Source organism: Candidatus Blochmannia sp. SNP (assembly GCF_036549215.1).
GTDB lineage: Bacteria > Pseudomonadota > Gammaproteobacteria > Enterobacterales > Enterobacteriaceae > Blochmanniella.
This window is the reverse complement of the sequence record NZ_CP144371.1, coordinates 359936-383168: the sequence shown is the minus strand read 5'-3', so window position 1 is coordinate 383168 and position 23233 is coordinate 359936. Positions and strand designations below refer to the sequence as shown.

Annotated in this window: 15 protein-coding genes, 3 tRNA genes and 1 pseudogene; 9 read left to right on the top strand and 10 right to left on the bottom strand. The window is 28.1% G+C overall.

The window, feature by feature from the left end:
• Positions 1-34 precede the first annotated feature (34 nt).
• Both VOI34_RS01575 and VOI34_RS01570 read left to right on the top strand, forming a co-directional pair.
• The gene (locus VOI34_RS01575; RefSeq protein ID WP_331828690.1) at positions 35-847 is read left to right on the top strand and encodes a PTS mannose/fructose/sorbose transporter subunit IIC; all 813 of its coding nucleotides are present in this window, start codon (positions 35-37) and stop codon (positions 845-847) included.
• Between the two features lie 16 nt (positions 848-863).
• Positions 864-1730, top strand: a complete 867-nt coding sequence (locus tag VOI34_RS01570; RefSeq protein ID WP_331828689.1) for a PTS mannose transporter subunit IID — start codon at positions 864-866, stop codon at positions 1728-1730.
• A 384-nt stretch (positions 1731-2114) separates the two neighbouring features.
• On the opposite strand, the gene cspE is transcribed toward VOI34_RS01570, so the two are convergent.
• From cspE to zwf, 3 genes are all read right to left on the bottom strand, one after another.
• A complete protein-coding gene (gene cspE, locus VOI34_RS01565) occupies positions 2115-2324 on the bottom strand; it encodes a transcription antiterminator/RNA stability regulator CspE (protein ID WP_331828688.1) in 210 nt (69 codons plus the stop codon).
• Between the two features lie 458 nt (positions 2325-2782).
• Complete coding sequence (gene htpX / locus VOI34_RS01560) at positions 2783-3715, bottom strand: protease HtpX (protein WP_331828687.1); 933 nt, start codon at positions 3713-3715, stop codon at positions 2783-2785.
• 248 nt (positions 3716-3963) lie between these two features.
• The gene (gene zwf, locus VOI34_RS01555) at positions 3964-5442 is read right to left on the bottom strand and encodes a glucose-6-phosphate dehydrogenase (protein ID WP_331828686.1); all 1479 of its coding nucleotides are present in this window, start codon (positions 5440-5442) and stop codon (positions 3964-3966) included.
• A 611-nt stretch (positions 5443-6053) separates the two neighbouring features.
• Between zwf and pyk the strand changes: the two genes are divergently transcribed.
• Complete coding sequence (gene pyk, locus VOI34_RS01550; RefSeq protein ID WP_331828685.1) at positions 6054-7496, top strand: pyruvate kinase; 1443 nt, start codon at positions 6054-6056, stop codon at positions 7494-7496.
• Positions 7497-7634: 138 nt separating this feature from the next.
• On the opposite strand, the gene mepM is transcribed toward pyk, so the two are convergent.
• Positions 7635-8993, bottom strand: a complete 1359-nt coding sequence (mepM, locus tag VOI34_RS01545) for a murein DD-endopeptidase MepM (RefSeq protein ID WP_331828684.1) — start codon at positions 8991-8993, stop codon at positions 7635-7637.
• 288 nt (positions 8994-9281) lie between these two features.
• Positions 9282-11006, bottom strand: a complete 1725-nt coding sequence (gene aspS / locus VOI34_RS01540; RefSeq protein WP_443092752.1) for an aspartate--tRNA ligase — start codon at positions 11004-11006, stop codon at positions 9282-9284.
• Positions 11007-11631: 625 nt separating this feature from the next.
• Between aspS and argS the strand changes: the two genes are divergently transcribed.
• The gene (gene argS / locus VOI34_RS01535; RefSeq protein ID WP_331828682.1) at positions 11632-13377 is read left to right on the top strand and encodes an arginine--tRNA ligase; all 1746 of its coding nucleotides are present in this window, start codon (positions 11632-11634) and stop codon (positions 13375-13377) included.
• Positions 13378-13412: 35 nt separating this feature from the next.
• Here the strand turns inward: argS and murJ are convergent, their stop codons facing one another.
• Positions 13413-14960 carry a murein biosynthesis integral membrane protein MurJ gene (gene murJ / locus VOI34_RS01530; RefSeq protein ID WP_331828681.1) on the bottom strand — a complete coding sequence of 516 codons (1548 nt, stop codon included), beginning with the start codon at positions 14958-14960 and terminating at the stop codon, positions 13413-13415.
• 631 nt (positions 14961-15591) lie between these two features.
• Between murJ and mdtH the strand changes: the two genes are divergently transcribed.
• Positions 15592-16815 (top strand): multidrug efflux MFS transporter MdtH, encoded by a 1224-nt coding sequence (gene mdtH / locus VOI34_RS01525; protein ID WP_331828680.1) that lies wholly within the window; start codon positions 15592-15594, stop codon positions 16813-16815.
• A 190-nt stretch (positions 16816-17005) separates the two neighbouring features.
• Positions 17006-17098, top strand: a tRNA-Ser gene (locus VOI34_RS01520).
• A gap of 597 nt (positions 17099-17695) precedes the next feature.
• Here VOI34_RS01520 and VOI34_RS01515 read toward each other — a convergent pair.
• Positions 17696-17785, bottom strand: a tRNA-Ser gene (locus VOI34_RS01515).
• A gap of 261 nt (positions 17786-18046) precedes the next feature.
• On the opposite strand from VOI34_RS01515, the gene VOI34_RS01510 reads away from it, so the two are divergent.
• Positions 18047-18119: transfer RNA gene (locus VOI34_RS01510), tRNA-Asn, on the top strand.
• A 75-nt stretch (positions 18120-18194) separates the two neighbouring features.
• On the opposite strand, the gene gutQ is transcribed toward VOI34_RS01510, so the two are convergent.
• Both gutQ and tmaR read right to left on the bottom strand, forming a co-directional pair.
• Positions 18195-19175 (bottom strand): arabinose-5-phosphate isomerase GutQ, encoded by a 981-nt coding sequence (gene gutQ, locus VOI34_RS01505; RefSeq protein ID WP_331828679.1) that lies wholly within the window; start codon positions 19173-19175, stop codon positions 18195-18197.
• Between the two features lie 452 nt (positions 19176-19627).
• Positions 19628-19951 (bottom strand): PTS system regulator TmaR, encoded by a 324-nt coding sequence (gene tmaR, locus VOI34_RS01500; protein ID WP_331828678.1) that lies wholly within the window; start codon positions 19949-19951, stop codon positions 19628-19630.
• Between the two features lie 406 nt (positions 19952-20357).
• Between tmaR and sbcB the strand changes: the two are divergent.
• Positions 20358-21815 (top strand): annotated as a pseudogene (gene sbcB, locus VOI34_RS01495) (exodeoxyribonuclease I); the annotation flags it as partial.
• A 331-nt stretch (positions 21816-22146) separates the two neighbouring features.
• Here the strand turns inward: sbcB and VOI34_RS01490 are convergent.
• Entirely contained in the window at positions 22147-22278 is a 132-nt protein-coding gene (locus VOI34_RS01490) for a hypothetical protein (RefSeq protein WP_331828677.1), read from the bottom strand.
• 52 nt (positions 22279-22330) lie between these two features.
• Here VOI34_RS01490 and hisG point away from each other — a divergent pair, with 52 nt between their 5' ends.
• Positions 22331-23230: an ATP phosphoribosyltransferase gene (gene hisG / locus VOI34_RS01485; RefSeq protein WP_331828676.1), complete on the top strand. Its 900-nt coding sequence runs from the start codon at positions 22331-22333 to the stop codon at positions 23228-23230.
• The last annotated feature ends 3 nt before the right edge of the window (positions 23231-23233 follow it).

Sequence of the window (23233 nt, the reverse complement as noted above, 5' to 3'; positions counted from 1 at the left end):
AAATGTTTTATTTTCATATTTTCAGGAAAATGAAATGGAAATTAATACACTTCAAATTATTTTATTGTTTATTATATCTTGCATTATCGGAATGGGTTCAATACTTGATGAATTTCAATTCCATAGACCATTAATAGCATGCACGCTGATTGGTTTAATCTTAGGAGACATAAAAACTGGGATCATTATCGGAGGAACATTGGAAATGATAGCGCTGGGGTGGATGAATATAGGAGCTGCTGTCGCGCCTGATACTGCTTTAGCTTCAATTATTTCTACCATCTTAGTAATTATGGGACAACAACCTATTGGAGCAGGAATTGCTTTAGCAATTCCATTAGCTGCTGCCGGACAAGTATTAACTATTATTGTACGTACTGTTACTGTAGCATTTCAACATGCTGCTGATACAGCAGCAGAGCGCTGTAATATAACAATTTTAAGCTGGATTCATATTACTGCTCTTATGTTACAGGCTATGCGTGTTGCAATTCCAGCTACTATTGTTGGAATTTCTGTCGGAACTGAAACTGTACATCACATGCTTCACTCAATCCCAGGAGTAATAACTAACGGTTTAAACATTGCTGGAGGTATTATTGTTGTAGTTGGTTATGCAATGGTTATTAATATGATGCGTACTGGATATCTAATGCCATTTTTTTTTCTAGGATTTGTTATTACAGCATTCACCGAATTTAATTTAGTAGCATTAGGTGTTATTGGTATAGTTATGGCTATCCTATATATTCAATTATCTCCACGATATAATCAAATTGCACATAAAAATATTCCTGATCCAGCTATTCAACAGGCTAAAAATAAACTTGATGACGAATTAGACTGATTAATAGGTAATTATAATGATTAATAATCCTCAAACAATTCATACTAAAACAAAAATAATAAAATTAAGAAAAAGTGATATACGCGCAGCTTTTATTCGTTCTAACCTTTTCCAAGGGTCTTGGAACTTTGAACGTATGCAAGCATTAGGATTTTGTTTTACTATGATTCCAATAATTAAACGTTTATATCCTAAACGCAGCGAAAATCAAAAAGAAGCAATTAAACGACATTTAGAATTCTTTAATACACATCCCTATGTTGCTGCTCCTATATTAGGAGTTACCATGGCCATGGAAGAACAAAAAGCTAATGGTGCTACTACTATAGATAATGCTTCCATCAATGGTTTAAAAATAGGATTAATGGGCCCTCTTGCTGGAGTAGGTGATCCAATATTTTGGGGAACTGCTAGACCAGTGTTTGCTGCCTTAGGAGCAGGAATCGCTATGAGTGGAAATTTATTAGGTCCATGTCTATTTTTTATTCTATTTAACACAACTAGATTAGCTACTCGTTATTATGGCATTATATACGGTTATAAGAAAGGCGTAAGCATTGTTAATGATATGAAAGGAGGAGTGTTAAAAAAACTAACAGAAGGTTCTTCAATTTTAGGTTTATTTGTTATGGGAGCATTAGTTAATAAATGGACGCATGTAAACGTTCCATGTGTGCTTTCTAAGCTTACTGATAATGATGGAAATACAGTAGTTACTACCGTACAAAATATTTTAGATCAACTCATGCCTGGATTTATTCCTTTATTATTAACATTTGCTTGTATGTGGTTGCTAAATAACAAAATAAATGCACTATGGATTATTATAGGATTTTTTGGGATTGGAATTTTCGGATACTGGATAGGATTGTTAGGGCTTTAACCGAAATAGATCAATCAAAAAGTAAATCTACAAAAAATAAGAGAACCTGAAGTTCTATGACAACAACACACGATAAATAAAATAGGTTCTCTTATTTTTAGAAACAAACACAAACACAGCAGTAACCGTTATACTCTTTTAGATCTCTTCCAAAATTACTAAATTAACACATTAATACTACATATATAGCTTTACACATAATCTTTTAAACTTTAAAATAAAGCACTGCACTATCTATGTATTTCATATCAACAGTAAATTTGTATACCATGATACTCGCTGTTTATTTTTTATAATTTTTTTATAATTTACACCAACCACCACCACCTTATACCTTTTTAACATCCTTAATTACATATATAAAGTATATAATACACATATATATTATAAAGTTGTCACATTAACAGCAGATGGGCCTTTATGTCCATCTTGAATTTCAAATTCTACATTTTGTCCTTCAGATAAAGTTTTAAATCCATTTCCTTGAATAGCAGAAAAATGTACAAAAACATCTTTACTACCATCTGACGGTGTAATAAAACCAAAACCTTTAGATTCATTAAACCACTTTACTTGACCTTTAATTTTTGCCATCTTACGTATTTCCTTTAGAGTGTTTACATTTGCCGTAACAGCGATTAAAAGACAAACCAGAGTTATTATTCTCGTGAAACATTCAAATAAGAGGAAATTATATTATTCATACATAACAACACTTCTTTACTGAATTTATCAAAATACCACTTACATACGGAAGCATATCTCGGTTTACCTGATACCTTATCATATAATCATATAATTATATAATTATATAATTATATGATTATATGATATTAATCAATAATACACATGAATTCCTTATTTTTTTTTCAAATCATTTTTATATGAAGAATCAATATATTTATAAAAACGTTTAACTTATACAAAACTCTGTTTGCATAGTAACATTTATTTTTTATTTTGCAAATCATATGATGGTTTCATTTATAAAAATCCATAAATCAACCATTTTATAAAATAAAATAAAATAGAACACGTACGTAATTATTTGTTTAGAAAAAATAAGACGATTTATTCAAATAAGTACCATGTTGCAACGCTTCTATCCTTTTATCTATAGAAGGATGAGATGCAAATAAATCGCTTATCAAGCTATTTTTTTTAACACTATTAATATACAATGTAGCGATACTATTAGATGTTTGAGACTCATAACTACATTTTAATTCTTGTAAAGCAGCAATCATATTTTTACACCCCACTAATTTAGCAGATCCAGCATCTGCATAGAATTCACGATGACGAGAAAACCAAAATACAATCACGCTTGCAAACATACCAAATAAAATCTCTAAAAGAGCAGATATAATAACATACGTTAAAGAACTATTCACATCTTCATGATGATGATTAGTATCAAGTTGTTCATTATCTTGATCCTGCATAAATGAAGTCCAATAAGCAATCAATTTAGCAAGACTACGTGATATAAAAATAACAAAAGTATTAACCACACCTTGAATGAGAGTCATAGTAATCATATCACCAGAAGCAATATGATTCATTTCATGAGCAATAACGGCTTCAATTGATTCCTGCTTCATATTTTTCAAAAGACCAGTACTAACTGCTATTAATGCCGAATTTCTTCTTGCACCTGTAGCAAAAGCATTCATATCCATAGAATCATAAATAGCTAATTGTGGTGCACCAATATCTAATTTACTGGCCTGTTTATGTATTATTTTTAATAACCAATTTTCCATATCGTTAGACGCTTTGTTAATAATTACACCATTAACTACAGATAAAGCTACAAATTTTGACAAAAATAAAGAAATAATAGCACCCCCAAAACCAAATATTCCAGCCATTCTGACTAACCAAAATGTAGTAGACGACCATAATCCCAACAAACTCAGTATACTACCAAATAATATCATTACCGACAAATTGGTAATTAAAAATAATATAATACGTACCATAAAAAATAATTTTCCTATTTAACAAAAAACCAAAAATATTAAGACAATACTTTACTATACATAATTACTCAATTCGAAATAATCCTTCACATAAAATACACGTACCTGTATTTCAATATCTAAAACAATCTAAAATACCTAATCACACACAAACATCTTTGTATAAAAAATACAAATTTAAAAACTTTATTAATTAACAATATTAAAAAATAGTAAGACTTATATAGTCTATTCAAAATTAATTACGTCTACAATTTATATTCATTCCAAAAACGACCATCTTTAGCAATCATAGTCATAGAATCTACAGGCCCCCAAGTACCAGCTTGGTAAAGCTTTGGTATATTATTTTCTGATTCCCAAGATTGTATGATAGAATCAACCCACTTCCAAGCTCCTTCTATTTCATCATGACGAACAAATAATGCTTGAATCCCGCGCATTGTTTCCAATAATAATCGCTCATATGCATCGACTATATGTTCTGAACAAAAAGTTTTGTAAAAACTCAAATTTAATTTAGTAGCTTGTAACCGATGCTTATGGCCTAATCCAGGTATTTTATTCAAAATTTGAACATCTATGCCTTCGTCTGGTTGTAATCGAATGGTCAACTTATTATTAGGCAAATCTCGATATGAATCAGGAAATAAATTAATCACTGGTTTTTTAAAAAAAATTACAATTTCAGAACATTTAGTTGGTAATCTCTTTCCAGTACGCAGATAAAACGGAACGCCAGCCCAACGCCAGTCATCTATGTTAACACAAAGAGATACAAATGTCTCAGTATTACTACTCTTATTGGCTCCCTTTTCTTCTAAATAGCCTGGAACTGGTTTTCCATGAATAAAACCAGACGTGTATTGTCCACGAACTGTAACATTATGTACATTATTGCAATCAATCCTCCGTAATGACCGAAGCACTTTAACTTTTTCATCTCGAATACAATCAGCGCTCAAATTAGATGGAGGTGACATAGCTATAATAGTCAAAATCTGTAATAAATGACTTTGTATCATATCACGCATTTGACCTATCGAATCAAAGTAACCCCAACGACCTTCAATACCTACCTCTTCCGCTACAGTAATTTGCACATGATCAATAGTATTATTGTCCCAATTTGAAGAAAATAAATAATTTGCGAAACGTAATGCCAACAAATTTAAAACTGTTTCTTTTCCTAAATAATGATCAATACGATAAATTTGTTTCTCTTCAAAATATTTTGATATCTGAGCATTAATAATACGAGCAGAATCCAAATTAGTACCCAATGGTTTTTCTATAACTATACGATTTGATTTTTTGTTTAATCCAATAGTACTCAATCCTTTACATATAACACCAAAAGTATCAGGCGGTGTAGCCAAATAATTTACTGTTGCTATGTCTGTGTTCTGTAATTTATCCAATAAGTGAATAAATCGTTCAGTTTGATATACATCTAAATTACAAAAATCAAGTCGTGCTCTAAAAATACACCATAAAGATTCATCAATAGGATCGTGCATAAACTTTTTTAAAGCAGCATATACAACTTCAATATACATAACAAGGCTCCATGCTGCACGACCTACTCCTATAATTCGTGTATCAGGATGAATAGCGCCTATTTTTTCTAACTGATATAATGATGGAAACAACTTTCTACGCGTTAAATCACCTTTAGTTCCAAAAATAATTAAATTACATGCTTGAGTAATAGATGTTGCTTGCATATTTATTCTCTGATATGTTAGTTTGTGATTATTATATTTAATTACAATATAAACATAAATGACCTAAAATAAACGTAGATACATTGATTAAATATCAAATAAAAACCCATAAAAACCAGATGTCATATATGGCACCTAATATTAGTTATCTGTATATTGTCACAGTATCAACATAATTTTAAAATATGCAATTAAAACTACGTATTCTAAAAAACTTAATATATTTAAATATTATCATAAATAAGTATAATATCTATTTATCATAACTAAATCACCGTATCACAAGTCTATTTATAATTAAAGAATTTATTTATCTTAAAGATAATGACATCCAATTACAACTAAAACATCTATATGTTTAGATAGCATGATTCATTGTGAAATTCTAATATTAAATTTAGTTGTCCTCCTGCACTATTAATATTTATAAAAAATATTAATAGATTATTTTATAGATATTCAAAATAGATATTATACTATATATAGAACTACCATATAACATATTAAGATTTAATGTAAAATAATAACAATTATCATACATTAACAACATGATGATTATTCATCATTCTTTAATATTTATTGTTTATGCTTAAGTCCATAAGGAATTAATTATGCCTCGCCAATTGAGAAGAACAAAAATTATCGCCACTCTAGGACCTGCTACAGATAAAGATAATAACCTTGAGAAAATAATTGTTTCAGGAGCAAATATAGTACGACTAAATTTTTCTCATGGAGAAACAAAAGAACACTTTATCCGTGCAAAAAAAGTACGCGAGATTGCCTCAAAACTAAGAAAACACGTCGCTATTCTTGGAGATTTACAAGGACCTAAAATCCGTATCTCAACTTTTCAAGGTAACAAAATATATTTAAAATCTGGAGATAACTTTTTAATTGATGCCATGCTGAGGAACAATATAGGTGATCATAAATGTATAGGTGTTGATTATGAAGAATTAGCACAAGACGTACATTCAGGAGATTTACTTCTATTAGATGATGGGAAAATTCAACTAAAAGTAATAACCATCCATAATACTAAAATCTATACTAAAGTAATTATTGGAGGCATTTTAACTAATCGAAAAGGACTAAATAAATTAGGAGGTGGACTTTCAGCAAAAGTATTAACAAATAAAGACAAAATCGATATTATGACTGCAGCTCAAATTGGAGTTGATTACCTAGCGATATCATTTCCACGTAGCAGTATAGATTTAAATTTTGCTCGAAAATTAGTTGTAGATGCTGGTAGTCACGCAAAAATTATTTCTAAAATAGAACGTGCAGAAGTAGTTGCATCCGATGAAACAATAGATGATATTATTCATGCATCAGATGCAGTTATGGTAGCTCGAGGAGATTTAGGAGTAGAAATTGGAGAACCAGAGCTAGTAGGTGTTCAAAAAAAAATAATAAAAAGAGCATGTGCTCTTAATCGAGCAGTAATTACTGCAACACAAATGATGGAATCTATGGTTCATAATTCTATGCCTACTCGCGCAGAAGTAATGGACGTAGCTAATGCAGTATTAGATGGCACTGATGCAGTTATGTTATCTGCTGAAACTGCTACAGGTCAATATCCATCTGAAACTGTAACAACAGTAGCAAATGTCTGCTTAGGCGCAGAAAAGATTTCAAACGTCAATTTTTTAACACACACCCATCAAAAAAAATTCAATAACGTCGAAGAAATTATAGCCATATCGGCAATGTATACTGCTAATAACTTGGAAGGAGTAAGTGCTGTCATCGCCCTAACTGAATTTGAAAATACTACATTATTAATGTCTCGTATTAATTCAAAATTACCTATTTTTGCTTTATCTCAACATAAGCATACCTTAAATATAGTTACTCTTTATAAAGGAGTTATTCCTATTTATTTTAATCGAACAGGCGATAATGTGATAGATGCAAAATATGCTAGAAATTTATTACGTGACAAAGGATTTCTCACATCTGGTGAATTAGTAGTTATGATACAAAACGACGCATACAATAAATGTGATATGATGAATATAAGCCATATCTTACAAGTAGAATAATTATTCTTATCTCAATATCTTCCTGTAAATTAATTTAAAAAATACATACATCGCATATCCCCACATATACAATATATAATGTTTACTTCTCATTAAACTCAGACCCTAGTTATTAATCAATAATCACAAAACATGTCTCTAATCAAAACGTAGTTTTGAAATAATATCTTTTACTTGATTTAAATATATGACACGTTCATTTCCTGATAATTTATCAACATTTAAAATCTTAGTAGTTAATGGATTCACAGGGCGATGATTAATCCATATTTCAAAATGCAAATGAGGACCTGTTGATCGACCTGTATTACCAGACAATGCTATATTGTCACCTCGTTTAACTTTTTGTCCAGGGATAACTAATAACTTTTTCAAATGCATATACCGAGTTATACAATGACGGCTGTGTCTAATTGTTATATAATTACCAGCAATTTTACTATATGTGCTTACAATAACTTCTCCATCTCCTACTGAAAAAACTGGAGTGCCAATGGGAATAGCAAAATCAACCCCGGCATGGGGAGATACTTGTCCGGTTACAGGATTTAATCTGTTTAAATTAAAATTAGAAGATATACGAAATGGTTTTAATGTAGGAAACCGTATAAAACTTCCTTCCAATCTTACAGCCTCGCGATCATAAAATTTACCGTTATCTGCACGAAATATATAATAGTTTTTACCAGAAGTAAATAATCTTGCCCCGAGTAATTTACTTTTAACATTGTGGCTGCTATCCATCATTGTTGACATCAATACCGCAAACCTATCCCCTTGACGCAATTTTCGAAAATCTAATTGATGTTGTAATGCATTACTTATATCTACAATATAATTTTCTTCTATACCTAAAGCACGAGCACTATCGATAAATGTTCCATGTAATTCACCTATAAATAAAATTGCAGGATATAAACTATTATTTAATTGATTTAAAAGTCTAATAATGCCTTCTGTAAAACTAGCATGCACCCGATTATATATACGAGTTTCCTGTGGAAAAATATCCCAAACTAAACATTGTAATTTTTTTTTTGTAATTATCATCCAAGAAAGTATTTGTCCTGTTTCTAACTTCCTAAGTATTGGATACTGTTGCAATAAAAGCGAAATCCCAGAAATATCAATACCATCACTACTATATTTTATTAAAATTTCACTCAAAACATCATTCTGACATACCATATAGTTATACACATTTATTTCTTTCGATAATTTATTGTAATATAAGTGTTTCTTTAAAATATTAAAATACACCATTGCACTATTACAAAATCTTTCATTTTTTATAATTTCAAATTGATTAGACTCATCTTTCTTAAGATAAAATTCCTTATTAATTTTTTTTTTACTTTCATTAAATACACACGGAATAAAAAATTTCCAAATAGTCATAACTATAATAATTAGTAGCAATATAGATGACATTATAAAATAACATTTATGTAAATAACGATATAATAACTTAATGGAACGAACTATAATACTACACACCAATTAATAGCCTTATATTACGATTTCTAACAAAGAGAATAACACTTAATAAAAACTAAAATAAAATATAAAAAAGAATAAAAACTTTAACATTAATAATACTATCTGTTAAACATCACATTACCTAGCAATCTGTCCAAAACAACATGAAAACTAAATATTCTATTTATTACTTTTTATGTTTTAAAACATCTAAAAATAGCTTCCTTAAACACTTTTAAAGTATAGTTAACAGATAGATGTACCACATAAAATACTATGATACTAAACCAACCATTTAATTATATATTAATCAGGTGCATTAACCATTAAATCTATTGCTGCTGTAGTTTTAGGAAATGCAATAACCTCTCGTATGTTCTTAACTCCAGTTAACAACATAGTTAAACGATCTAAACCAAATGCTAAACCAGCATGAGGAGGCGCTCCATATTTTAAAGCATTCATTAAATACCCAAATTTTTCTTGCTGTTCATTTTGCGTGATACCTAAAATATTAAACACTGCTTTTTGTAAATTAAATGAATGAATACGAACTGATCCACTACCAACTTCGCACCCATTGACAACCATATCATAAGCTTCTGAAGCCACTAATAATGGATCTTTCTGTAAATCGTGAATATCACAATTTTTTGGAGAAGTAAAAATATGATGCATAGATACAAGTTGCCCATAGCTATTCTTTCTAAACATCGGGAAATCTATTACCCACAACGGAGCCCAAGAATCTCTTTTAATTAAACAAAGATCATTACCTAATTTAGATCTTAAAGGACTTAATATTTTTGTAATAGATTGATTTTGATCCTCACTAAATCCAAAAAATAAAATATCACCATTTTTAGTATTAGTTTTTTCTAAAATAATATCCAATACTGAATTATCTAAAAAGTCAATAACTGGTCCATGAATTTCCTTTTTAGCATTACCATTATTATATTGAACAACCTTAATCCACATTAATTCCTGCAAACCACATTTTTTAGTATAGTAAATATATTCATCAATCTGTCTTTGCGTCAGTTTTCTGCCATTAGGCGCTTTCATCACCACTACCTGCATATCAATATTATTTGTGCGCATAAAGGGTAGCCTATTTTGACTTAACTTAAATAAATATGATATATCAATCATTTCTATTGGATTTCTTAAATCTGGAGTATCAGATCCAAAACGTTGAATTACTTCAGAATACGTCAACTGAGGAAACGTTCCTAATTCTATATTTAGAATTTCACGCCAAATAATACGAATAAAAATCTCCATAAGTTCTCGTATTTTTTGTGCGGACATAAAAGAAGTTTCAATATCTATTTGAGTAAACTCTGGCTGACGATCCGAACGTAAATCCTCATCTCTAAAACATTTAGTAATTTGATAATACCTATCAAATCCAGCAACCATTAATAATTGCTTAAATATCTGAGGTGACTGAGGTAAAGCATAACTTTTACCTATATGCAATCTACTAGGAACAATATAATCACGCGAACCTTCTGGAGTAACTTTTGTTAATATTGGTGTCTCAATATTTAAAAATCCTTCTAATTCCATAAAACGATGAACAATTGATATAATACGCGATCGAGTTCTTATTCGATGTAACATAACTGGACGTCTTAAATCAAGATAACGATATTTTAATCTATTTTCTTCAATATTATTATGATTAATATCTAATGGTAATGGCTCAGAAGTATTAAGAATAATGAAGTTTTTTGCAGCTATTTCAATAGAACCAGTAACCATATTTCTATTAATTTGATTTTTAGGTCGTGCACGAACCACGCCTGTTAACTGAATACAAAATTCTTGTTTCAATGTGGTTGCTGATATACACATTTTTCTGTTTTGATTAACATCAAAACATACTTGTATATATCCTTCTCTATCACGTAAATCAATAAATATTAAACCACCAAGATTACGATATTTACTTACCCAACCACATAACGTAACTTCCAATCCAACATGGGACAAATTTAATTGTCCACAATATGCAGTACGCATACAAATCCCTCTAATCATGAATGTTTAATTGCATAAAATATATTTTTAGAAAATTCATATCAAAATGTTGTTTATATATAATATGTATATATTTTTTAATTTTAATAATTCATACAAATAAAAACATTATCTGATATTATATTAATTACTTCTTAAAATTAAAGAACACTCATTCTGAGCTATACTTAAATTTATTGCAGTCAATCGTATCTTATATTAAATACCTTGATTAAATAATATCTTAATGTTTAACAAAAATTAAATACATAGTTTTGACTAAAATATATGCAATTTATTTTAGTCAAAACTATGTATTATTATAAAACTATAATTTAAATAAATTTAATTAAAACTAGAATAAATTCTCTTTCCAAAATAAAGCTAAAATATTTCATTCTTCAAAAATACGATGTATTGTACTACGTACATACACAATAATTATTTCATTAGTTTCCTAAATAATTTTTACATAACCTATGATTATCCAAGATAACAAATATACTTAACGGATAGATCATAACTCAAAAATATATTTGAAATTATAAAACAAAATTTGTAATTTACATTACTGGAAATTAATATATCATCCAATATTATTAGATAATATATTTTGAGTTATGTTTATATGAATATTAAAACATTTTTACTACAAAAAATAAATCAAGCTTTATTATTCATTACGAATAAATCTGTTTCCAATCTAATACAAATACAACAATCAACAAAATCAAAATTTGGAGACTATCAAGTTAATGGATTAATAACTATTTCCAAAAAATTACATATCCCCGTTGAAGAACTTGCTAAAAAAATTATAGAACTTATCGATCTAAATGATATCGCTAAAACAACAAAAATTGAACAACCAGGATTTATTAATATATTTTTGAATCCAAAATGGGTATCTCATCAAATTAATAATATTTTTTCAGAGCCTCGTTTAGGTATTGCCCCAGTCACGCCAAAAACCATTGTTATTGATTACTCTAGCCCAAATATTGCAAAAGAAATGCATGTTGGACATTTACGCTCAACTGTTATAGGAGATAGTGTTGCTCGTATTTTGTCTTTTTTAGGACATAATGTCATTAGAGTTAATCATATAGGAGATTGGGGTACTCAATTTGGTATGCTTATTGCTTATATAGAAAAAAATATTCAGCCTGAATTTTTATTAAATAAATCCATACAATTATCTACATTAGAGTATTTTTACCAAGAAGCTAAAAAAATATATGATATTGATCCTGATTTTGCGGAATTATCTCGAAATTATGTTTTAAAATTACAAAAAGGAGACAAATATTGCTGTCAAATATGGAAACGTTTAGTAGATATCTCTATATCAAATAATCAAAATATATACATACGATTAAATGTTACTTTAAAAAAAAGAAATATCATGGGAGAAAGTTTTTATAATAATATGCTTCCTAATATTATATCGGATTTAAAAAACAAAGGCTTAGCAATTAAAAGTAATGGAGCTATTGTAGTGCCTCTAAAAAATTATAACAATAAAAATGGCACTCCTTTCGGAGTAATTATTCAAAAAAAAGATGGAGCATACCTATATAGTACCACTGACATTGCTTGCATAAAATATCGCTGCAAAATATTGCATGCTGACAGAATTATTTATTATATCGATAGTCGTCAAAAACAACATATAATGCAAGCACAGGAAATTGCCCATAAAGCAGGTTATCTAGATAAATCAGTGCTGTTAGAGCATCATATATGCGGTATGCTACTTGGAACAGATAAAAAACCATTTAAAACACGATCTGGTAATGCGTTAAAATTAAAAACATTATTAGATGAAGCTCTAAAACGTGCTCGTTTATTAATATTAAGCAAAAACTCTAATTTAAAACATGCTCAAATAAATAAACTAGCACATATTATTAGTATTGGTGCTATCAAATATTCTGAACTGTCAAAAAACCGTATTATAAATTATATATTCGATTGGAATAACATGTTAAAATTCGAAGGAAATACTGCTCCTTATATACAATATGCATGTACTAGAATTTTTTCTATTTTTGAACGATCTAAAACAATTGATTCTCAACTAAAACAAAACAATATTCAATTAGAAACTCAAGAAGAAAAACTGTTAGCAATTTGTTTGCTTCAATTTGAAGAAACAATTACTACAGTAGCAAATCAAGGCACTCCTCACATTTTATGTTCTTATTTATATAAATTATCTATGTTATTTTCTTCTTTTTATGAAAACTGTCCAATTATTAAAATAACCAATATACACATAAAATATAGCAGATTAAAATTAGCATCGATTACTGTTCGTATTTTAAAAAAAGGATTAAATTTATTAGGAATCAAAACAATAAGACATATGTGATATACTAATACGTCTTCTATTTAATAAAACGAACACTACTTACTCTCTCTACTTAAAAAAATAAAATCTTTTAACCGAATACCTACACACCATAGCGTTATACAATAACTACTACTAACTAATATTAAAACAACTATCATTCTAATTAATCTATAAAAAATACGCCCTTGCGTCCAATCAGATATATACATTAACAATCCTAAACATACTGCATACAATATAATAAGAGCAATAATCAATTGACCACAAAAAAACAACCATCCAGACTGCAATTGAAATAAATATTTTTTTTTAAATTTCCAATATAACAACCCTGCATTTAACCAGGCCCCCAAACTAATAGAAAAAGAAAAAACAACATGTTTTAACGAATGAATACACGTTAAATTTATAAATTGAGTAAAAATAAGGACAATAACAATTATATAGACTGGAGTTTTAATATCATGGCGCGAGTAAAAAGCAGATGTCAATATTTTAGATAAAATTAACCCAGGTAACCCTATTGCATATGCAATTACAGAATATTGTGTCATTAATACATCAAATTCTAAAAATTTTCCATACTTAAACAATGTTATTATTAATGGTTTAGACAAAACTCCTAAAATAACAGCACTTGGTAAACTTAGTATAAAACATAACTTAATCCCCCAATTCATCAAACAAGAATAATCTTCGTAATTTTTATTAGAAATAAAACGAGACAAATATGGATATAAAATAGTAGTTAATGTTACTCCAAAAACTCCAATAGGTAACTCCATTAATCTATCAGCATAATACATCCAAGAAATAGCGCCATCACTCAAAAAAGAAGCAAGAATAGTATTAATAACCAGTGATATCTGACTACTTGAAACAACAATTATAGTAGGAACCATTGATTTATATATTCTACATACTCTATTATCATAAAATTTCATTTTTGGAATAACTAGCATATTAATTTTTTTTAAAAATAGCACACAATAAGCACACTGTAATACTCCCCCTACAATAACTGACCAAGCCAATCCCATAATAGGAATATGAGAACATAAATACTCTGCAAATAACATAAAACTGATCATACTAATATTTAAAAAAATTGGAGTAAACGATGGTACTAAAAAAAAATTACAAGTATTTAAAATAGATCCCATCAATGATGTCAATGACACTAATAAAATATAAGGAAACATCACTCTAAACATTTTAATAGCCATAATAAATTTTTCTGTAGAACTATCAAAACCCGGAGCAGTAACCGCAATAATCCAAGGTGCTGTTAATAACCCAATGACGACGATAATAGTCAGCATAAATATTAACATACCAGAGACTCTAGAAATAAATACTCGTGTTTCTTCTTCACTATCACGACATCGATATTCTGATAATATAGGCAAGAAAACTTGATAAAACACTCCTTCAGCAAAAATACGTCTTAATAAATTAGGTAATTTAAAAGCAACAAAAAACGCATCTGTCATGACACTGGCACCAAACATTCGAGCTATAATGGTATCTCTAATAAAACCCAAAATACGAGATAACATAGTTATAAAACTCATTGAAGTCAGCGACTTTAACAGATTCATTATATTTAAAAAATTTTCAAAAAAATTCAATATAAATATAGTATTATACAAACATAATTTTTATCATAAATTACAAAATTGCGCCGAATTACATAAATTATAATAATCAGTTCTATAAACAATAGTATTATATTAAAAAATATTTTCTATTTTAAAATCATATATTCAAAATACCAATAGAACGTATATATAAGCTATAATTATTATATATCTCTGTTATAATGTAGTATATGTATTGATACGCATAAAACATGGTACTTATTAAAAACAACTAATAACAACAACCATATTTCTTATGCTATAAGCTTTACAAACAAAATGACCGCTTAAAATGCTTTCTTTAAATTTATCATAAAACTGGTTAACTGTGTGTTTATATAAAAATTTACACATATTAGCAATCTTTAGTAAAGATAATCACTTTTATTATTCAGTATTATATTTAGAATAAAATATATAAGAAACAAACATATATATATAAATATTAATATTTGTATATTTAAATGTTTCATAAAACATATAAGATACATGTTAATTTACACCGTAATCAAAAACAAAAATACACAACTACTAAAGATATTTTTAATACACAGTAAACAAAAACGTATACAAAATACACACACGGAGACCCATGTATACAATATCGCAAGCTAGAAGACTAGGTAAATATTTTTTAATTATAGATAATATGTTTGTAGTTATAGGTTTTTATGTTGTTTTTCCACTTATTTCAATATATTTTGTCGAACAGCTAGGATGGGGAGCTTTTTTAGTAGGATTTGCTTTAGGATTACGGCAATTTATTCAACAAGGATTAGGAATTTTTAGCGGAGCCTTCGCTGATAAATTAGGCGCAAAACCCATGATCGTATCCGGATTATTTATGCGTACTGTAGGATTTATTATAATGAGTATTGCAAATACTCCTATATTATTATGTTTATCATGTGTATTATCTGCATTAGGTGGAACATTATTTGACCCGCCACGTACTGCACTAGTAATTAAATTAGTTCGCCCATGGGAATTAGGGAGATTTTATTCTGTATTAATGCTTGAAGATAGTATGTGCGCTATAATAGGTATCGTACTAGGCACATGGTTATTACAATATAACTTTAAATTGGTATGCTTTACCGGAGCAACATTATTTTTCATCGCTGGAGTTTTTAACGCCTGGAGATTACCTGCATACAAAATTTCTAGTTCCCATGATTCATTATTAGAAGGTATAAAAAAAGTACTTAATAATCAAAGATTTATAATTTATGTTTTTACCCTAACTGGATATTATATCTTATCAGCTCAAGTGATGTTAATGTTGCCTATTCGTATTCATGAAGTATCTGGGCAACTATCATATATAAAATATATGTATATTATAGAAGCAATTTTATCTTTATTATTAATTATTCCTATAACTTGGTGGAGTGAAAAATATTTCAAATTAGAAACACGCTTGATGGTAGGGTTAATAACTATTATCATTAGTTTATTTCCTATTGGATTAGTTAAAAACTTACATATGTTATTAATTCTAATTAGCTTTTTCTACATAGGTTCTATTATTGCTGAACCTGCAAGAGAGACTTTAGGGGCTTTATTAACAGATTACAAGGCACGTAGCAGTTATATAGGTTTTAGTAAATTGAGTTTAGCTTTAGGAGGTACTGTAGGTTATAGCGGCAGCGGATGGTTATATGATATTGGTAAAGCACAAAATTTTATGCAATTACCTTGGATTGTTCTAAGTATAATTGGTTTAATTACTTTACTGGGATTATATTTTCAATTCAAATATTACTCTTTTCAATCTTTACTTAATAACAAAAATGACAAGAAACGTAAACTATGACTAGAAATGTACATTTATTATAATAAATATATCTTACTACATCATTTCACTTAAGATACTAGAAAATTTTTAATGCTTAATTTAAGACTAGTACATTTCATTGATACTAGTAAACAACAGATTAAATTAAACTATCATACTTAACCTGAAACAAAAATTTTATATTATTTCAGTATTTGCTTATTAAATTGGTGAGGTGTCCGAGTGGTTTAAGGAGCGTGCCTGGAAAGCATGTATACACATAATTTATGTATCAAGGGTTCGAATCCCTTCCTCACCGCCACTATCGTAATTATATAAATCACAAATCATTAGTTGTTACATTTTATAAAAAATTAAAATTTATATATATATCTTCAAACTAACAAAAACTAATTCCAATTACTGGATGGATAAAATCAGCAAAATAACGTCGTTGTTCTACTGTAATATTTGTAAAAACCACCTTCTTATGATCTATATACAATAGAAACCAAATATTTTATAAATATATAAATTAAATCCATAACATTTACTTTATAAAACATAAAAATATACAATCATCCTTTAAATTAATGATAAATAAATTATATTATTTGTTTTAATTTACCTATACAAGGTATATCATATAAATATATAAAACATCACTAACTAAAATAAATATCCCTTATCATTTTATATCTACAACAAAATAATGAAAATAATCTTCAACACATTATAATACAATTATAAATAATAATATTATATACATTAATATTATTGAAAAAAATAAGACTCATGCAAATTAATATAAATTTTCATCATCAATTATTTAATCATTTTAATTGAATACGAATCATTTATACTTCAACATAACATTAAAACATCATATAGTATTAATGTTTATACTTTCAAAAAATAACGGAGAGAAAGGGATTCGAACCCTTGAAAGATATTATTTCTTTAAAACGGTTTTCGAAACCGCTCCGTTCAGCCACTCCGGCATCTCTCCCTATTGAAAATCTAAAGAATTTTATATTCCTTCATATAGAAAATAACACACAAACACATCTATTTTAATTTAAATATAATAAACTTATTATATTTAAATTAAAATACCACAAGAGATTATAAAAAAATAATCCAATTATTAAATAAATAATAATATCCACAGTTTTCCCATCATATTTAAATACCTGATTAACTCAACCGATTGTCATTAAGCACTTGTATTATTAAATATATTAATATAGTATGGATCTAATTTATTGGTTCCTCTGTAGTTCAGTTGGTAGAACGGCGGACTGTTAATCCGTATGTCACTGGTTCGAATCCAGTCAGGGGAGTCAAAATAACTAAAAAAAATTATATATAAAAATATTTTTAGTTGTTTTAGTTCATTTAAAATTAAAACTAACTACTCACTCTATTATAGCTTGGTGTAAATCATGTATATTGATTGAACCTACTAATGTTCCAGTTTTATCCACCACTGGTGCTGCGGCGATTTTTCGTTGATACAACGCTTTTAACGCTGCGCTCGCATGCCATTCTTTTGGAATACGATAACCAGGTTTAGTCATAGCAATATCAATAGGATCATCAAGAGATTTACCTTTAACCATCCAACGTCTTAAATCTCCGTCAGTAAACACTCCTATAACACGAATATGATTGTCGCACACAGCAGTTAATCCAAGCCCAGTACGGCTCAATTCAAACATTGCGTCCATTACTGTTACCTCCCAAAAAACTTTTGAAATATGTTCCCCAGTACGCATTAAGTGATGTACACAATTGAGTAATTGAGCTCCTAATATACCTCCTGGATGAGATCTAGCAAATTGTTCTAAACTAAACCCTCTATATCTCATAAGAGCCATTGTTAATGCATCCCCCATCATTAAAGTGTTAACTGCGCTAGAAGTAGGAGCTAATTCCATGGGGCAAGCTTCTCTTTTTATCTTAATATTAAGAACGCACGTAGCCCCTTTAGCTAAAGGAGAGCTTACATCACCAGTAAATGCAATCACAGGGATACCGCTTTCTACTAAGAATGGCATTAAAGTAATTATTTCACATGCACGACCCGAATAAGAAATAAATATCACCACATCTTTCGTTCCAATCATACCTAAATCACCATGCAAAGCTTCTGCAGGATGAACAAAAAAAGCAGGAGTACCCGTGCTTGATAAAGAAGCAGCAATTTTTTTTCCAATATGACCTGATTTACCTATGCCAGAAACTGCAACCTTTCCTGTACAATTCAATAATATACGACAAGCAAACACAACGCTTTCATCTAACCTGCCTAACATACTTTGAGCTTCGTTAATTTCGATCTCTAAAGTTTCTTTAGCAAATTCTAATAACAATGCATCATTATTAACTATTACCATAATTATTAAATAATCAATTTCAAACTATAACACTGTTAAATCATTCATATTACTAAATATGAATGAAATCTCTCTACTAACATCAGAAAATATATTCCTATAAGTATTATACAAAACAATAAATACTCAAAACATACTTATATTCACTTACTCAAACCCAACTAAGATACATAATAATATTTCATTATTAAAATAAAAATACACAAAACATTTTAATTAAATATTGAAACATGACATAACAACCTACATTAAGATTAATAATCCTCATCATAATCTTATCATTAAATTAATAACAATAGAAAAGACATAACATATATCTTATGTTTTTATCAGACCACTACCTCCTCAATACAGCATTATATGTAATAGATAATATCTTACCTGCATATATCATCAATTCATTACGAATATATAAAATAAATATTTCAACGTAAATCAACTTTCCATTAAATTTAATCAACTATAGATTTTTTAAAATTATTTAATTTTTTTGATAATTCACGACGTTCCTTTGATAATTCAGCATTTTTTATTATATATTCATCCACTCGATCTTCATAATCATTACGCATATTGGTAATGATAACTTGTATCCCTTCTACAGATGTTTCAGTCTTAATATAATCACTTAAATTACCCAATAATAATACTCTTTTTTGATTATCTCTAATTTTTTTTTCATTATCAAGAATCTCTCGTTGCAGTTTATTCTTACGACGAAATATTCGCACAAATTCCAATACGTCATAAAACGATTTATTAACATCATTGCTCATAAATCATCTCCTATTTATATTTATTTTAAAAATATACACACAATAAATTTCTATAACCTTATCAAATCAAAATTAAAATTTAAATTTATAAATATTATCCGTATAATATAATACTTAATTTTAATTAGATTGAAAAATCCACAATATTACTCATATTGAAATGATACTGAGATGTCTATAAATACTATAATTTTTATACTATATTAATTATGATACATTACACTAAATATATATAATACGTGATTACATTTTGTTTATGTTGTGTCATAAAATATAATATATTACGAACAAATCTAAACATATGATTTATAATATTAATAAATAATTTGAATATTATTTATACCGAAAGTACCGGTGTGACGATGTTAATAAATAAAAATACTAAAAACCCTAGTTTTTTTTTTATGATTATGAAACTTTTGGAATAAACCCAGCACTAGATAAACCAGCACAATTTGCTGGAATCCGTACTAACAATACATTAACTCCCATAGAGAAAGAAAAAGTTTTCTTTTGCCGATTACCAGACGATTATCTTCCTGATCCAAAATCAGTACTTATTACAGGGATTACTCCTCAAGATACTTTACATAACGGTTTGATAGAAGCTGAATTCGCCCGTCGCATCAACCAAATATTCTGTATTCCTAATACTTGCATACTTGGATATAATAATATTCATTTTGACGATGAATTTAGTAGAAATATTTTCTATAGAAATTTTTTTGATCCTTATATGTGGGCTTATCAACAAGGAAACTCACGCTGGGATTTATTACATGTATTACGTGCTTATTATTCTCTATGTCCAAATGGCATTAAATGGCCATTGAATATTCATAATAACCCCAGCTTTCGTCTAAAAGACCTAACACAAGCAAACTCTATAACACACCTTAACGCTCATGATGCTATGTCAGATGTATATGCTACTTTAGAGTTAACAAAATTTATAAAAAAAGTCCAACCACAATTATTTCAATTCTTATTTAATCATCGTACCAAATACCAATTAAAAAAAATAATCGATCTAGAAACTACACAACCTCTAATATTTATAACTAAAAAAATTAACAATAAATATCATAATTTTATAACTTATATAGCTCCAATTACTTGGCACCCTACAAATTCTAATATTTTAATTGCATGCGATCTAAATGAAAATATTGATACTTTGTTAAATTTAAATATAAATACAATATATCAAAAACTATATTCCAACCATACAACAATACATGATATATTGAAAAATATACCATTGCAGGTAATCCGATTAAATGCATGCCCCATTCTAATACCAATAAATTTTTTTAATAAAAATAGTATTAACACCAATTATTCCATTCAATTTTCTATCAATTATCAACATTGTTCAAAAAATTTAAATTTTCTCAGAATTCATGAAAATAGTATTCATTTACGTAAAAAAATAAACACACTATACACTATCATTGAGTCATACATGCGTCAAAAAGCTCTACGTAATAATTTCCATGTAGATTCTCAACTATATCATGGATTCTTTAATAATGCTGATCAAAAAATAATTTTAAATATCCAAAAAACTCATCCAAAAAATTTAAAAAATTTATGTATCGAAAATGTTGATAGTCGCTTAAAACTATTGTTCTACTATTATAGAGCTCGTAACTTTCCTAACACTTTAAATTCGAAGGAACAACAAGAATGGTTTAATTACATCAAAGACAAATTATTTACTCAAAATCAATCAAAAGCTTATAACGATAAATTAAATATACTTTTATCAATCTATAACTATAATAAACAAAAAACTAAACTTCTGCATTTATTACAAAAATATTATCAATATCTTTATGAAAATTGCTTTAATTTTCATTAAAAAATAATAATTTTTAGTATTTTATCTATATATACAAATACAACACGATCTAGTATCAACTAAATTAACTGAAAAGTCACTTTACTACATAAATATAATATCATAAAAATATGACATACGCCGTATTATAATTATGACTATATAGTCATAATTATAATTCTAAAACTTTTTATATAACTATTTTTAGACTAAAAATATATCAAATGTTATTAAATATTTTATAATTTAATTATAATATTAATTATATACGTATAAAATAAAGTAACTGAATAACATTTAACCCTATACAAATTTAATTATATTCGTTAAAATATTAAGTGTTAAAAATTTTTTAATGAAAAAATTGTACTTCATGTGTTAATTTATCATCCATGGTCCTGGCTGATCCTCCAAATAAATTAACAATAGAAATAATTTGAATCCTTTGTTCATTAAAAATGCCAAAATTACTTCTATTGTACAAATTTTATTAAAGTATTTAGTTATAAAAAATTCTTTACATAAGGTAAAATATCATGTTGGATAGATCACGATTACGAATAGCGATGCAAAAATCAGGAAGATTAAGCAAAGAATCTCAACAACTTCTTGAACAATGTGGCATTAAAATTAATTTACAACAGCAACGCCTACTAGCGTTCGCAGAAAATATGGCTATCGATATCATGAGAGTACGAGATGACGACATTCCTGGTTTAGTGATGGATGGTATTGTAGATTTAGGAATTATCGGAGAAAACGTATTAGAAGAAGCATTGTTGTCAAGACGATCACAAGGAGATAATCCTTGTTATATTATGTTACGTCGATTAGATTTTGGAGATTGTAGACTATCCATGGCTTTACCCATAGATGAACCATGGAATGGACCAAAATGTTTACAAGGAAAACGAATTGCAACTTCATATCCGCATCTACTAAAACAGTATTTAGATAAATTGGGTATCAATTTTAAATCTTGTTTGCTAAACGGTTCAGTAGAAGTAGCGCCACGAGTTGGACTAGCAGACGCAATTTGCGATCTTGTTTCTACTGGAGCCACATTAGAAGCTAACGGATTACATGAAGTAGAAGTAATTTATCGATCTAGAGCATGTCTTATTCAAAGATCTGGAAAATTGTCAAACATAAAACAATCATTAATAAATAAATTAATGATTCGGATACAAGGAGTTATACAAGCTAGAGGCTCTAAATATATCATGTTGCATGCTCCTACTGAACAACTAGAAAAAATTATTAATTTACTACCTGGAGCAGAAAGTCCAACAGTATTACCATTAGCAGGAAATCAACATCGTGTAGCAATATATATGGTAAGCAATGAAACATTATTTTGGGAAACAATGGAAAACTTAAAAAATCTTGGAGCCAGTTCTATTTTAGTATTACCAATAGAAAAAATGATGGAATAATAT

Bases quoted from the DNA above. Each gene is read 5' to 3' on its own strand.
- htpX (WP_331828687.1), bottom strand. From the start codon at position 3,715: ATGGTACGTATTATATTATTTTTAATTACCAATTTGTCGGTAATGATA.
- hisG (WP_331828676.1), top strand. From the start codon at position 22,331: ATGTTGGATAGATCACGATTACGAATAGCGATGCAAAAATCAGGAAGA.
- cspE (WP_331828688.1), bottom strand. From the start codon at position 2,324: ATGGCAAAAATTAAAGGTCAAGTAAAGTGGTTTAATGAATCTAAAGGT.
- VOI34_RS01575 (WP_331828690.1), top strand. From the start codon at position 35: ATGGAAATTAATACACTTCAAATTATTTTATTGTTTATTATATCTTGC.
- VOI34_RS01570 (WP_331828689.1), top strand. From the start codon at position 864: ATGATTAATAATCCTCAAACAATTCATACTAAAACAAAAATAATAAAA.
- murJ (WP_331828681.1), bottom strand. From the start codon at position 14,960: ATGAATCTGTTAAAGTCGCTGACTTCAATGAGTTTTATAACTATGTTA.
- gutQ (WP_331828679.1), bottom strand. From the start codon at position 19,175: ATGGTAATAGTTAATAATGATGCATTGTTATTAGAATTTGCTAAAGAA.
- mdtH (WP_331828680.1), top strand. From the start codon at position 15,592: ATGTATACAATATCGCAAGCTAGAAGACTAGGTAAATATTTTTTAATT.
- zwf (WP_331828686.1), bottom strand. From the start codon at position 5,442: ATGCAAGCAACATCTATTACTCAAGCATGTAATTTAATTATTTTTGGA.
- tmaR (WP_331828678.1), bottom strand. From the start codon at position 19,951: ATGAGCAATGATGTTAATAAATCGTTTTATGACGTATTGGAATTTGTG.
- argS (WP_331828682.1), top strand. From the start codon at position 11,632: ATGAATATTAAAACATTTTTACTACAAAAAATAAATCAAGCTTTATTA.
- aspS (WP_443092752.1), bottom strand. From the start codon at position 11,006: ATGCGTACTGCATATTGTGGACAATTAAATTTGTCCCATGTTGGATTG.
- pyk (WP_331828685.1), top strand. From the start codon at position 6,054: ATGCCTCGCCAATTGAGAAGAACAAAAATTATCGCCACTCTAGGACCT.